The sequence below is a fragment of the Flavobacterium sp. RSB2_4_14 genome (assembly GCF_051547085.1).
In the GTDB taxonomy this organism is placed as follows: Bacteria; Bacteroidota; Bacteroidia; order Flavobacteriales; family Flavobacteriaceae; genus Flavobacterium.
Map to the genome: position 1 here is coordinate 95,197 of NZ_JBPTTL010000009.1, position 12,751 is coordinate 107,947.

At 32.8% G+C, this 12,751-nt stretch carries 13 protein-coding genes; 4 read left to right on the forward strand and 9 right to left on the reverse strand.

All coding sequences use genetic code 11. The features are described 5' to 3' along the window. The first annotated feature begins 59 nt into the window (after positions 1-59). Together prmA and ACSVH2_RS13395 are read left to right on the forward strand one after the other, a co-directional pair. Complete coding sequence (gene prmA / locus ACSVH2_RS13390) at positions 60-893, forward strand: 50S ribosomal protein L11 methyltransferase (protein ID WP_438093687.1); 834 nt, start codon at positions 60-62, stop codon at positions 891-893. Positions 894-928: 35 nt separating this feature from the next. Continuing rightward, positions 929-1,204 (forward strand): ATP-dependent Clp protease adaptor ClpS, encoded by a 276-nt coding sequence (locus ACSVH2_RS13395; RefSeq protein ID WP_438093688.1) that lies wholly within the window; start codon positions 929-931, stop codon positions 1,202-1,204. 79 nt (positions 1,205-1,283) lie between these two features. Here ACSVH2_RS13395 and ACSVH2_RS13400 read toward each other — a convergent pair whose 3' ends face one another. Then, complete coding sequence (locus tag ACSVH2_RS13400) at positions 1,284-1,706, reverse strand: hypothetical protein (protein WP_438093689.1); 423 nt, start codon at positions 1,704-1,706, stop codon at positions 1,284-1,286. A gap of 172 nt (positions 1,707-1,878) precedes the next feature. On the opposite strand from ACSVH2_RS13400, the gene ACSVH2_RS13405 reads away from it, so the two are divergent. Next, complete coding sequence (locus ACSVH2_RS13405) at positions 1,879-2,658, forward strand: hypothetical protein (RefSeq protein WP_438093690.1); 780 nt, start codon at positions 1,879-1,881, stop codon at positions 2,656-2,658. Here ACSVH2_RS13405 and ACSVH2_RS13410 read toward each other — a convergent pair. The 6 genes from ACSVH2_RS13410 to ACSVH2_RS13435 form a co-directional block, all read right to left on the reverse strand. Continuing rightward, complete coding sequence (locus ACSVH2_RS13410) at positions 2,655-3,833, reverse strand: AIR synthase related protein (RefSeq protein WP_438093691.1); 1,179 nt, start codon at positions 3,831-3,833, stop codon at positions 2,655-2,657. The two genes, ACSVH2_RS13405 and ACSVH2_RS13410, sit on opposite strands and share 4 nt — an antisense overlap. A 76-nt stretch (positions 3,834-3,909) precedes the next feature. Continuing rightward, the gene (locus ACSVH2_RS13415) at positions 3,910-4,680 is read right to left on the reverse strand and encodes an OmpA family protein (protein ID WP_438093692.1); all 771 of its coding nucleotides are present in this window, start codon (positions 4,678-4,680) and stop codon (positions 3,910-3,912) included. Next, positions 4,671-5,513, reverse strand: coding sequence for an OmpA family protein (locus ACSVH2_RS13420; protein WP_438093693.1), 843 nt, complete (start codon positions 5,511-5,513; stop codon positions 4,671-4,673). The genes ACSVH2_RS13415 and ACSVH2_RS13420 overlap by 10 nt, the downstream gene beginning before the upstream one ends. 2 nt (positions 5,514-5,515) lie before the next feature. Continuing rightward, positions 5,516-6,403 carry an OmpA family protein gene (locus ACSVH2_RS13425; protein WP_438093694.1) on the reverse strand — a complete coding sequence of 296 codons (888 nt, stop codon included), beginning with the start codon at positions 6,401-6,403 and terminating at the stop codon, positions 5,516-5,518. Between the two features lie 178 nt (positions 6,404-6,581). Beyond that, on the reverse strand, positions 6,582-6,926 hold the full coding sequence (locus tag ACSVH2_RS13430) for a hypothetical protein (RefSeq protein WP_438093695.1): 345 nt from the start codon (positions 6,924-6,926) through the stop codon (positions 6,582-6,584). A 374-nt stretch (positions 6,927-7,300) separates the two neighbouring features. Then, on the reverse strand, positions 7,301-9,490 hold the full coding sequence (locus tag ACSVH2_RS13435; protein WP_438093696.1) for a glutamine synthetase III family protein: 2,190 nt from the start codon (positions 9,488-9,490) through the stop codon (positions 7,301-7,303). Positions 9,491-9,696: 206 nt separating this feature from the next. Between ACSVH2_RS13435 and ACSVH2_RS13440 the strand changes: the two genes are divergently transcribed. After that, on the forward strand, positions 9,697-10,641 hold the full coding sequence (locus tag ACSVH2_RS13440; RefSeq protein WP_438093697.1) for a TerC/Alx family metal homeostasis membrane protein: 945 nt from the start codon (positions 9,697-9,699) through the stop codon (positions 10,639-10,641). 63 nt (positions 10,642-10,704) lie between these two features. Here ACSVH2_RS13440 and ACSVH2_RS13445 read toward each other — a convergent pair whose 3' ends face one another. Together ACSVH2_RS13445 and ACSVH2_RS13450 are read right to left on the reverse strand one after the other, a co-directional pair. After that, the gene (locus ACSVH2_RS13445; protein WP_438093698.1) at positions 10,705-11,535 is read right to left on the reverse strand and encodes a hypothetical protein; all 831 of its coding nucleotides are present in this window, start codon (positions 11,533-11,535) and stop codon (positions 10,705-10,707) included. A gap of 141 nt (positions 11,536-11,676) precedes the next feature. Beyond that, positions 11,677-12,751: T9SS type A sorting domain-containing protein (locus ACSVH2_RS13450; RefSeq protein ID WP_438093699.1), on the reverse strand; the 1,075-nt coding region annotated here is incomplete at its 5' end.

Here is a 12,751-nt window from a genome sequence, read left to right on the forward strand (position 1 = left end):
TTTTGCAAAACACTTTATAGTAAGTCTTTCGATTATTACCTTTGCAAAAAAAATAATCGATGTCAAATATTTATTTAGGGTACCATTTTTCGGTTGAACCCAAAGAACTAGGTTCAGAAATCCTTATTGCTGAGCTGGGTGAAAAACCGTTTGAAAGTTTTATTGAAACCGATAATGGTTTTAGTGCGTACATTCAAAAAGACCTTTGGACCGAAGATATTCTGAACGATATTTATCTTTTAACTTCACCCGAATTTACTATTTCTTACACCGTTGAAGAGATAGATCAAGTGAACTGGAATGAAGAATGGGAAAAAAACTTCGAACCTATTGATGTGGATGGAAAATGCCATGTTCGCGCACCATTTCATCCCAAAACTAATGCAGAATTTGATATCATTATCGAACCAAAAATGAGTTTTGGAACAGGTCATCATGAAACTACACACATGATGATACAACATCTATTGGAAACTGATGTTGAAAATTTAAAAACACTCGATATGGGTTGTGGTACTGCAATCCTTGCCATCCTTGCCGAAATGAAAGGTGCAAAACCCATAGATGCTATTGACATTGATAACTGGTGTTATTTAAACTCCGTAGAAAATGCGGAACGCAACAATTGTAATCAAATTTCTGTTTATGAAGGAGATGCAGCTTTACTGAAAGGCAAAAAATACGACTTAATTATTGCCAATATCAATCGCAATATTTTGTTGAATGACATGCAACACTATGTTGATTGTTTGAACAAAAATGGTATTCTATTATTAAGTGGATTTTACCATGAAGACATTCCTTTTATAGATGCTTCTTGTACCGAAAAAGGGTTAACTTTTGTTAAAAAATTCGAAAGAAATAATTGGGTTTCTTTGAAATATGTAAATTAGCTACTGAAATTTTACAATAAGTAAAACTAATGAAAATGAGCACTATAGAAAAAATTCAAGAAGACGTTTTAGTTGAAGAACAGATTAATGTTAATAACGAAATAGTATTGTATAATGACGATGTCAATACGTTTGACCATGTGATTGACACTTTAATTCGTGTATGCAAACATACCTCAGAACAAGCAGAACAATGTGCTATTCTAGTTCATTATAAAGGCCAATGTACTGTAAAAACTGGAAGTTTTGATGAGTTAAAGCCACAATGTACTCAACTATTGGAAGCAGGTTTGAGCGCAGAAATCATTTGATAGAAGATAAAAGTTTAACGAACGTTTATTTAAGAACATAAAATCTGCAATCATAAATCATCATCCTTAAATCATAAATCTAAAACTTCCAATCAAATTCATCGTTATCTTTGATGATAGCGCCAATTTCTATTCTTATAATTACTCCAAATTCCGACTGTAGGATTATCCAATTACTCTCGTTAAAGTGATTTTCGGTGCTGTCAAAATCTTCTTGTTCCCATGATTTAAAAGGCAATTCGTTTATTAACTCTTCAACATTTTTCCCAATGACTTTTTTATCCAAAAGTGTCGCTTCAGGATTGGATATAATAATATAGCCCAAACGAAATTCTTCATCTTCATAAAAAGTTAATCGTAACTTTTCGTTATAATACAAATAAATACAATTGCCGTCATCGTCTTTAAACTGCTTATTTGGTTTGCCATAAATAGCCTCTACATGGGATTGTTTCATGCCAAAAAGCAATTGATCTACACCGTTTTTGGGGTTTATTTTCATAGTGTTTGGGAATTATAATTTAAATTATTACTTAAATTTATTGTTTTGTAAAGGTCGCAAAGTTTTTAAAAATTTAGATAAGTTTTATTATATTTACTTGTATTTACAAATATTTTAGATTTTTAACAAAATTATCAATTACGATAACCTATAAAAGAAAACAATATAAAACATGCAAAACGATATTCTCATCCAAGTTGAATCGTGGCAAATCTCGCTAGTCCTATTTATTTTGATGATTATTTTAACTTTTATAGGGAAAATGATTGGGGACAAAATTCGAATAAACAAACATTCTGAAAAGAATTTAACTGAAACTTCTGGGCTTATTGCCTTGTTGTTTTTTTTACTGGCCTTTACGTTTGGTATGAGTGGTAGTCGTTATGATTCAAGGAGAACCATTGTAGTGGAAGAAGCAAACGATATTGGAACAGCCATTTTGCGAAGCGATTTGTATCCCGATAATGAAAAAGCCTTATTCCTAAAAGATTTCAAAGACTATGTTGAAGCTAGAATTCAATATTATGAAGTTGGACCAAATGTAAAAGGGATTTTAAAAGCCGATAGTTTATCACAAGCAATTTCTGCAAGATTATGGAAACGAGCAAGCGACTTATCCAAAGATCCAGCTAATCTTGCTGCCACACAACAAATGATTCCTGCTTTGAACACCATGATTGATGTTACTACAACACGTCTTGCCGGAGAAAAAGCAAAAGTACCTGAAAGCATTTTAATCATGCTGTTTCTACTCGCTTTGATTAGTGCCTTTTATAGTGGCTATTCCGAAGGTCGAAAAGGTAAAATCGATTGGTTAGTGCAAACTGGATTTTGTATGTTAGTTTCATTAGTGATATTGTTCACCTATGACTTAGACCGACCACGAAGAGGTTTTGTCAATCTTGATGGACCAAATCAAACGATAATCGAATTGAGAAAAAATTTTAATTAATATTCAAATGTACCAAACTCACTTTCAATAGTGAGTTTTTTGTTGGAACTAGCTTCTACTCTACCTACAATTTGAGCATCAACACCAAAAGATTTTGAGATTGCAATAATATCATTAGCAATTTCATTGGGAACATATAATTCCATGCGATGCCCACAATTGAATACTTGGTACATTTCTTTCCAATCCGTTGATGATTGTTCTTGTATCAATTTAAACAAAGTTGGAATTGGAAATAGATTATCCTTAATAACGTGAACATTATCTACAAAATGCAAAACTTTTGTTTGTGCACCGCCAGAACAATGCACCATTCCGTGAATGTCTTTTGATGTATATTTATCAAGAATTGTTTTGATAATTGGCGCATACGTTCGAGTTGGAGAAAGAACTAATTTTCCAGCGTCAATTGGGGCATTTTCAACTTCGTCAGTCAATTTCACATTTCCAGAATACACCAAATCGTTGGGCACAGCAGAATCAAAACTTTCAGGATATTTAGTAGCTAAATAGTTGGCAAAAACATCATGCCGTGCCGAAGTTAGTCCGTTGCTTCCCATTCCGCCGTTATAACTTTTTTCATATTTGGCTTGACCAAAAGAAGCTAAACCTACTATCACATCGCCAGCTTTGATATTGGCATTATCAATCACATTGCTGCGTTTCATTCGAGCGGTAACAGTGGAATCTACAATTATGGTTCGCACTAAATCACCCACATCCGCAGTTTCTCCACCAGTAGAATGAATGGTAACGCCAAAGGTTTTCAACTCGGCAATCAATTCTTCTGTTCCATTGATAATGGCTGAAATCACTTCAGCTGGAATAAGGTTTTTATTTCTTCCAATCGTCGAAGAAAGTAGAATATTATCAGTTGCACCAACACATAATAAATCGTCAATATTCATAATCAATGCATCTTGAGCAATGCCTTTCCAAACCGATAAATCACCAGTTTCTTTCCAATACATATAGGCCAAAGACGATTTTGTTCCTGCACCATCAGCATGCATAATGAGGCAATACTCATCATCATTGGTCAAATAATCGGGAACGATTTTGCAAAAAGCTTTAGGGAATAATCCTTTATCGATGTTTTTGATGGCATTGTGCACGTCTTCTTTGGATGCAGAAACTCCGCGAAGGTTGTAGCGTTGACTGTTATCAGAGCTCATTTTTAGTAGTTAGTTGTGTTGGGCAAAGATAACTAAAGATTGTAGATTGTAGAAAGTAGATTGTAGATTTTTGAACTTAGTTTTCAATGATTAAAATTTCAACTCTACGGTTTTCATCTGCTTCGGTTTCGTTTCTTTCAGGAATTTTGTGAATAGGTCTTGAAGTTCCATATCCTTTGTAAGTCATCCGCTTTCTATCGATTTTATTTCTTATCAAATAGGAATAAATAGCTTTAGCCCTTGCCGTAGAAACATCGTTTATATCGCTTACCAATTGGCAACAAATATGTCCTTGTATTTCAATTTTCAACTTCTTGTTTTCTTCCATAGCACAAAGTAAGTCATACAATGTTGATTGTGATTTGGGCACTATTCTGGCTGAATTATTAAAGAAATAAATATTAGGAAGTTTTATGGTTTCACCAACTTTGGAATTTCTAATAAGTTTGGTCAGCTCACTTTCAATAGGTTTTGATTGCTCTTCGATGTAAAAAATGGTTACTTTTCTATTCTCTGCTTGAATTTTTGATTGTTTGAAATCTTTTCCAAAAGCAATTTTTTCCAAGTCTTTACTAAACTTCAATCCGCTTTTTTCCAATAAATCTCGAACATTTTCTATACGTCTTTCAGCTAATTTTTTGTTATAATTTTTAGTATCTACACTATCACAATACCCTAAAAGTTTGACAATTTCAATATTCTTGTTGGCAGCAATCCATTCGTTTGTAGCCAAAATGGAACTTTGGTTTGGAAAGTCTTTATTGAAATCAAAGAAAACTTCAAATTGTTTTTGTCCCATCGATTTGATGGAAATTAGAAAAAATAATATGGTTATTTTTAGTCCCATTGTTTAGCAACAATTAAAATTTCAACTCTGCGATTTGCAGCGCGTTCTTTTTCATTTCTTTCTGGTAAACGATAAATTGGGTCGTTGCTACCATATCCTTTAAAATTCATTCTGTTTACTGGAATTCCTTTTTTTGTCAAATATTTCAAAATAACAAGCGCTCTTCGGTAAGATAACTTGGTGTCATTCGGATTTGGATTGCAACAAATATGTCCGTGAATTTCTATTCTCAACTTTGGATTAGCTACCATAATTTGATACAACTCTTCCAAAAGCGGTTCAGATTGCTCCATCACTTTTTCGGAATTGAAATAAAAACTGATATTATTTATCCTTACCAAATCTCCTTTTTTTGCCTTGTCAAATTTTGATGCTAATGTTGATTTTTCTTCTGCCACTAATGTTGAAAGCTGAGTGAACTGAAAATCGCTTTCCACTAAAGCGTCCTTTGGATTTTTAACTTCTAATACTGTGTAAAACACTTCTACTTTCCTATTTTCACTTTGATTTTTGGAATAATTAAAATCTTTTCCAAATGACTTCAACTCTACTTTGTCATTAATTTTAATAGCATTGTCTTTGAAAAAAGCAATCATTGTGTTTACCCTTCGCATGGCCAATTCTTTATTATACTCACTATCATCAACACTATCACAATAACCTAGAACTCGGATTATTTCAGCATTTTTATTCTCCAAAACCCACTGATTAATTTTGCTTTGAGATAATTCATTGGGAACATCTTTATTAAAATCAAAAAAAACTTCCAGCTTGTTTTGAGTGAAAACAGTAACCGAAAACAAAAAAAACAAACACAAAAGATAGTTCCGCATCTTTAATTTTCTAGAATTAAAATTTCAACTCTTCGGTTAGCGGCACGCTCTTTTTCATCTTTTTCAGGTAACGGATAAATAGGTTGTGTACTTCCAAAACCTTTGTAGGACAATCTGCTTTTATCGATTTCATTTTGTATCAAAAAATTATAAATGGCTTTGGCGCGTTGAGTTGACAAATCAGTTCTATCCACTGGCATACAACATAAATGTCCGTGAATTTCAATTTTCATTTGAGGATTTTTTTGTAAAACTAATAACAGCTCATACATTTTTCCTCGAGATTCATTTACTACAGCAAAAGTATTGATGATGAAATTAAGGTTTTCAATTTTTAGTTTTTCACCAGGTTTTGCTTCACCCACTTTCTTCATAAAAGCCCTATCAAGTTTGAACTCTGATTTAGTTCCGTTTGGATTTTCAAATACTAATTTCTCAGGATATACTATTTCGGGTTTAGGTTGTTCCTCTTTTATTTCCTTTTTGATACCTAAAATTTCTTCTTCCAGATGTAAATCTTTTTCCAATAAATAGTGAATTACAGCTTTTCTATTTTCTGCATTATTATCAGAAGTCGCTCCTTTTTCACCTAGACTTATCGTTTTAAAATCTTCGCGTATTTTTAGTTTCCCGATTACTTTAGAATAAATAAAATTGACCCGTTTTTGTGACAGTGTATCATTATATCCTAATGAACCAATCTCATCAGTTGAACCAGTTATAGATACAATTTTTGACGTTTTATTATCTGAAATCCATTTGTCAAGTTTACCTTGTTCCGAAGGATTTAGCTCAAACTTGTTATTATTAAAATAAACTACAAATCGTTCTTGGGAAAATCCCTTAACTATTGAAAGTAAAAAAAATAGAGATACAATTTTAAGGTTCATTAAAATAATTTTAGTACAATACAACTCAAAAGTAGTCAAATTTAATTATAAGTAAGAGTTTGGTCGTCTCATCTTTTTAATACAAATACCACACCAACAGTGATAATTTCTGAAACCAATTAAAATTTCAAAAATCATACAATTAGCGAGATTTTTTTTTATTTATACACCTGCATTTCTAACCTTTCAACTTCATAATAATATCCAGTTGCGCTTTCAGAATTTTGTTTTCTTCTTCAAGGTCGGTAATGCGTTGTTCTTGTGCTGTTTTTTGAGTTTCTACATTGATATTTCTAAATTCTTCTGGCAACTGATTGGCTACTACTTGAAAAATATTGTATTTCATTGCATAGCACAAATCAATCAATATATCGGTTTGAATGCTTTCATTTCTAAAGTATTTATACATGGCACTCCCTTTTCTGCCAATGGCTGTTTGAATTTCGGAATTGGATAAATTCAATTCTTTCATCAAATTTTTGATGATGACGCCTGTATTGATGGTGTGTTTGCTTTTTTTCATTGCTACAAAGGAATTTATTTCCAACAAAAATAGTAAATTATGGGTTCAAATTTAGTAAAATTATACTTTAATGATGTTAAATAACACTTTTTTATTGTATAAAGATACTTTTTAATTTTTATTAATTACTTTTTTATTTTTATTTAATACTTATAAGTATTCCAAACATATTTTTTTATTATCCGAATATACTTTGTAGCTGTACGAAGATACTTTGTAGTTATCCGAAGCCACTTTCAGGGCATAAAAACATATTCTGGATAAACGCAAGACCTTTTTACATTTAAAAATCAATTTATAAAACAAAAAAAACCTGCTTTTATCAAGCAGGTTTGGTCTTTATTTTAAAATCTGTTATCTATATTCTAGAAAAACTATCTCGTAAACAACAATTCTCTGTATTTAGTCAACGTCCAAATTTCGTCATCAACCAATAACTCTAATTTATCACAATGTTCTCTGATGACATCAAAGTAGGGTTTTACTTTGTCGCAATAGGCTTCAGCCATTTTTTGAGCATCGGTTAGCGCATTTGCTTTTTTACGAGCTTCTGTCATGGCTTCTACATTAGAATTAATGCCTTCGATATGATGTGATATTTCTTTGATTAAGGAGATTTGCTCTTTGGCTATTTTCTCAAAATCTTTACCGAAGATTTCTTTCAATCCACGAACGTTTTCAATTAATGTATTTTGATAACGAATAGCTGTTGGAATTACGTGATTACGAGCAATATCGCCAAGAACTCTTCCTTCTATTTGGATTTTCTTAGTATATTCTTCCAATTCGATTTCGTAACGTGCTTCCACTTCTACATGGTTCATTACGTTCAAATCTTTGAATAAGTCTAGTGCTTTTTTAGAAACTTTAGCTTTCAAAGCAGCTGGAGTTGTTTTGTGATTACTCAATCCGCGTTTTTTAGCTTCTTTTTCCCAAGCTTCACTATAGCCATCACCTTCAAAAAGGATGTTTTTTGTGCCTTTGATGTATTCTCTCAATACATTGAAAATAGCTTCGTCTTTTTTCAAATCGTTTTTCTCGATTAAAGCATCCACCTCTTTTTTGAACTCTTTCAATTGTTTTGCAACGATAGAATTCAGCGTAGTCATTGCATTTGCACAGTTTGCAGAAGAACCCACTGCTCTAAATTCAAATTTATTTCCTGTGAAAGCAAAAGGAGAAGTTCTATTTCTATCGGTATTATCCAACATTACGTCTGGAATTTTTCCAACAACATTTAATTTCAAATCGGTCTTTTCTTCAGGAGATAATTTCCCTTTAGAAACGCCTTCTAATTCAGCCAAAACTTTTGTCAATTGTTCTCCAATGAAAACTGAAATAATTGCTGGTGGCGCTTCATTTGCGCCTAGCCTATGGTCATTACTTGCAGTTGCAATCGCTGCACGAAGTAATTCTTCATATTCATTTACCGCTTTAATCGTGTTGATAAAAAACGATAAGAATTGTAAGTTACTCATAGGCGTTTTTCCTGGCGAAAGTAAATTCACACCAGTATCTGTAGCCATCGACCAGTTATTGTGTTTTCCAGAACCATTTACACCTTTAAAAGGTTTTTCGTGAAAAAGGACTTTAAAATCATGACGTTCACCCACTTTTGACATCACATCCATTAACAATGAATTGTGGTCAACCGCTAAATTAGTTTCTTCAAAAATTGGAGCCAACTCAAATTGATTTGGAGCAACTTCATTATGACGCGTTTTTACTGGAATTCCTAACAACATACATTCTTCTTCCAATTCTCTCATATAGTTCAAAGCACGAGAAGGAATAGAACCAAAATAATGGTCATCCAATTGTTGTCCTTTGGCAGAAGTATGACCCAATAATGTTCTACCTGTCATTACTAAATCAGGACGAGAATTGGCTAAAGAGGAATCAACCAAGAAATATTCTTGTTCCCAACCTAAAGTTGCAGTTACTTTTTTAACGTTTTTGTCAAAATATTTACAAACTTCTGTTGCCGCTTCATCCACTGCATTCAAGGCACGTAAAAGTGGTGTTTTATAATCTAATGCTTCACCTGTGTATGAGATGAAAACCGTTGGAATACAAAGTGTTGTTCCAAAAATAAATGCTGGAGAAGTTGGATCCCAAGCAGTATATCCACGAGCTTCAAATGTATTTCTGATTCCACCATTTGGAAAAGAAGAGGCATCTGGTTCTTGTTGTACTAATTGTCCACCACCGAATTTTTCAACTGGATCAGAACCATCATAAGACGTTTCAAAGAATGCATCGTGCTTTTCTGCAGTTGTTCCTGTTAAGGGTTGAAACCAATGCGTGTAATGAGTTACGCCTTTCGACAAAGCCCATTCTTTCATACCCATTGCTATATAATCAGCTAATTTTCTGTCAATTTTAGTTCCATGTTGTACCGCATCTTTTACTCCTTTATAAGCATCTGAAGTCAAATATTGCTTCATTGCTTTGTCATTAAACACATTTGAACCAAAAAGAGCTGATTTTTTTCCAGCTTCTTCAAATTTTACAGGTTTTCTACCTGATGCATCTTTTAATGCTTGAAAACGTAAAGTTGACATAAAAATTTATTTTTAAAAGTTATACCCCATTAATTTGATGCAAATATAATATTAATTTTATTTTAAAATAAATATGCCCCATTTTTTTAGGGGTAAAATTGTCTTATTAATAATATTTAGATTTTAAAAAAAGTAATATGGGAATTGTTAATAATTATAATTTGAAAAGTCAATCAACTATATTTGTACCAATTAAATAAAACATCATGTTCGTTTGGATCATCTTTCTGGCCTTAATTTTCCTTTTCCTGGCACTTGACTTAGGAGTTTTTAACAAAAACCCACATATAATTAAACCAAAAGAAGCTGGAATTTGGACAGCAATATGGGTTTCACTCTCATTTGTTTTTTCCTTGGTTGTCAAATGGATTTATACAAACGGCTACATAGATAACCCAACTAACATAACTCCAACAGTAGCAACCCTAAAATTTATAACAGGCTATTTAATTGAACTTTCTTTAAGCATCGACAATATTTTTATTATAGCCGTGATTTTTGCTTCGTTTAAAATTCCACAAAAATACCAACACCGTGTTTTGTTTTGGGGAATTTTAGGAGCTATTGCATTTAGAGGCTTGATGATTTTCTTTGGCGTGATATTAATAAATAAGTTCAGTTGGATGACTTATCTATTTGGCGCATTTTTAATTTTCACGGCAGTCAAAATGTTATTCAAAGGAGAAGAAAAAGAATTTAATCCAAAAAAATCCTTTGTTTATAGAAACCTGCGCAAAATTATTCCAGTTACTACTCATGCTGAAGGGGAACATTTTTTTGTAAAAAGAAGACATATAACTGCGGCCACACCACTTTTTGTAGCGCTTATTGTTATTGAAGTAATGGATATGCTATTTGCGTTGGATAGTGTTCCTGCGATATTAGCCATTACCTCTGACCCGTTTTTAGTGTTTAGCTCCAACATTTTTGCTATTCTTGGACTTCGTTCTATGTATTTCTTTTTAGCCAATATGTTAGAAAAATTTAGTTTTTTAGAATACAGTTTAATTGCTATTTTAACTTTTGTTGGTATTAAAATGTTACTTGTACACTATTATAAATTTCCAGAATTAGTTTCGCTTGGCTTTATAGCTTTATCGTTATTGGTAGGTATTGTTGTTTCAATTAATAAAAACAAAGTAGAACACTAAAACATTTCATAAAAAAAGGTAACTCAATAGAGTTACCCTTTAATTTACAACCATATTTGCAAGCTACCAAGAGGCAGATGCCGTATTTCCTTGACTATCAGTAACCGTAATTGAGAAACTTCCTAAACCTAAATTACTCAAGTACACGTAAGGCTCATTAGAATTAATAACAGAGGTTAAGACATTGTCTTTGTATATTTTAAAAACATATCCTGGTACTCCTCCTGTCACTGTAATATTTAGCAAATTATTTCCACTTTCACATAAATCGGGATTAACTCCTACTCTTACTTGAATTGAAATACCTCTGTTACAGTTAACAAAACCATTATCTATAGTACCGTTATCAAAATTTTCATTCAAAGCAGTAGCCACTTCATTAATTGCTGATAATGAATATTGGCTTGAACAACCTCCAATAATATTATTCGCTAATTGTAAAAAACTAGAAATACTCATACCTGCAAAAACTCCATTTTTGATAGTTAATGAACCTAAACTTGCGCTACTTGCTGAAAAGTTAGAATCATATGCATCAAAGCCAACCGATAGCGTAAGTGCAATTAATTGAGAAGATAAAACACCTCTGGAATTAGTTGGATTTACAGCACTTGAAGTAAGTATTGCTGAATCGCCTCCTGCTGGTAAATAATTTTGAATTGCTAATGATGATGTAAAGGTGAGTGTATTGCTTCCACATCCTATAACTAAACCATTTGGAAAAGCTCCAGCGAAATTTGCATTTGTATAACAACCAGGATTGTTTCCATTACAAGCTGTTCCATAACCTCCTTGCGTGTATGTTTTAAATTGTCCTGAACAACCTTGACCGTATACTGAACTTATACCTAACACTATTGTTAGGATAAAACTAATAAGAGTTCTTTTTTTCATAATATAAATTATTTTTATTTAATCCTAAAAATTTCTGAACTTAGATGTAATTAAAAGGATGTGTTGAAATTTTTTGAAATTAATCTAAACAAGAAGATCATAACCCTTCAAAAATCTGAAGGGTTATTTGATCCTCTTTAATTATCTCTTAACAACTCGAAGCGTTTTAACTTCAGTTCCTTGAGTTACAATTACATTATAAACCCCTGTTGGGTAACGATCTCCGATTTGAATACTTTGTATATCACTTGAATTAACTTCTCGTTGTTCAATTAATTTTCCAGTCATATCATAGATAGCAACTCCTACTTTATCTTCACTTGAAGTTGTAAGGTCTAATTTAAAGCTTTCGGTGTATGGGTTTGGATAAACTTTTACGCTCATTCCTTTAACTAAATTATCAGAAGGTATTGAAGTTTCAGGTCCTTTTGATGTACAATTATTACAATTAACACGTCTAGATACTGTAAAGGTTGCACTAACAACATCTTGATTACAGCTTCCAGCAATACTATAAGTAACTCTCACACATCCACCATTAAATAAACTAGGCGCTACTCTTGGATCACCACTAAATACAGCAGTTGCTCCACCAGAAGATGTACCACAATTTGAAGATGAACTACAACCTGAACTTACTGTTTGAAATTGAGCTAACCAATTATTAAAGGCACAATTAAGCGCATACTGGCTTGTAAAATTACATCCATTATAGGAAACGTTTGATGGGCCAGTTACATCAACTCTGCCACCACTTGTAACGGTAAATGTTTTAGTACAAGATTGTGTTTGCCCACAGCTTCCTGTATATGTCCATGTTACATTTACACTTCCTCCACATGCTGATGGTGGGTTTGATGGTGCATTATTTGTTAACACTCCATTAATACCTCCACTAACTGTTGTTGAACATAAGAATGATGTCCAGGCAGCGTTAACTTGCGATTGTGTGCTACACGCTGGAACCGTAACATTGTTTCCGCATTTGAATGTTACTAATGGTGCAGTTGCTACAGTAAATCTCTTAGTGCAAGTAACTCTACCATTTGAGTCACATCCTGATGGATATGAACCACATGCATTACTAACTGTATATGTCCATGTAACATCTCTAAATCCTCCACATGCTGATGGTGGAGTCGTTGCATTGTTTGCCAATACACCGCCACAACCGCCACTTGCAGTAGTTGATGCTAAGAATGCTGTCCAGGCAGCG

Excerpts from the sequence above, each read along its gene's own strand:
- ACSVH2_RS13445 (WP_438093698.1), bottom strand. The coding sequence starts at position 11,535 with ATGAAAAAAAGAACTCTTATTAGTTTTATCCTAACAATAGTGTTAGGT.
- ACSVH2_RS13440 (WP_438093697.1), top strand. The coding sequence starts at position 9,697 with ATGTTCGTTTGGATCATCTTTCTGGCCTTAATTTTCCTTTTCCTGGCA.
- ACSVH2_RS13400 (WP_438093689.1), bottom strand. The coding sequence starts at position 1,706 with ATGAAAATAAACCCCAAAAACGGTGTAGATCAATTGCTTTTTGGCATG.
- ACSVH2_RS13395 (WP_438093688.1), top strand. The coding sequence starts at position 929 with ATGAGCACTATAGAAAAAATTCAAGAAGACGTTTTAGTTGAAGAACAG.
- ACSVH2_RS13420 (WP_438093693.1), bottom strand. The coding sequence starts at position 5,513 with ATGCGGAACTATCTTTTGTGTTTGTTTTTTTTGTTTTCGGTTACTGTT.
- ACSVH2_RS13410 (WP_438093691.1), bottom strand. The coding sequence starts at position 3,833 with ATGAGCTCTGATAACAGTCAACGCTACAACCTTCGCGGAGTTTCTGCA.
- ACSVH2_RS13435 (WP_438093696.1), bottom strand. The coding sequence starts at position 9,490 with ATGTCAACTTTACGTTTTCAAGCATTAAAAGATGCATCAGGTAGAAAA.
- ACSVH2_RS13405 (WP_438093690.1), top strand. The coding sequence starts at position 1,879 with ATGCAAAACGATATTCTCATCCAAGTTGAATCGTGGCAAATCTCGCTA.
- ACSVH2_RS13430 (WP_438093695.1), bottom strand. The coding sequence starts at position 6,926 with ATGAAAAAAAGCAAACACACCATCAATACAGGCGTCATCATCAAAAAT.
- ACSVH2_RS13425 (WP_438093694.1), bottom strand. The coding sequence starts at position 6,403 with ATGAACCTTAAAATTGTATCTCTATTTTTTTTACTTTCAATAGTTAAG.
- ACSVH2_RS13415 (WP_438093692.1), bottom strand. The coding sequence starts at position 4,680 with ATGGGACTAAAAATAACCATATTATTTTTTCTAATTTCCATCAAATCG.
- prmA (WP_438093687.1), top strand. The coding sequence starts at position 60 with ATGTCAAATATTTATTTAGGGTACCATTTTTCGGTTGAACCCAAAGAA.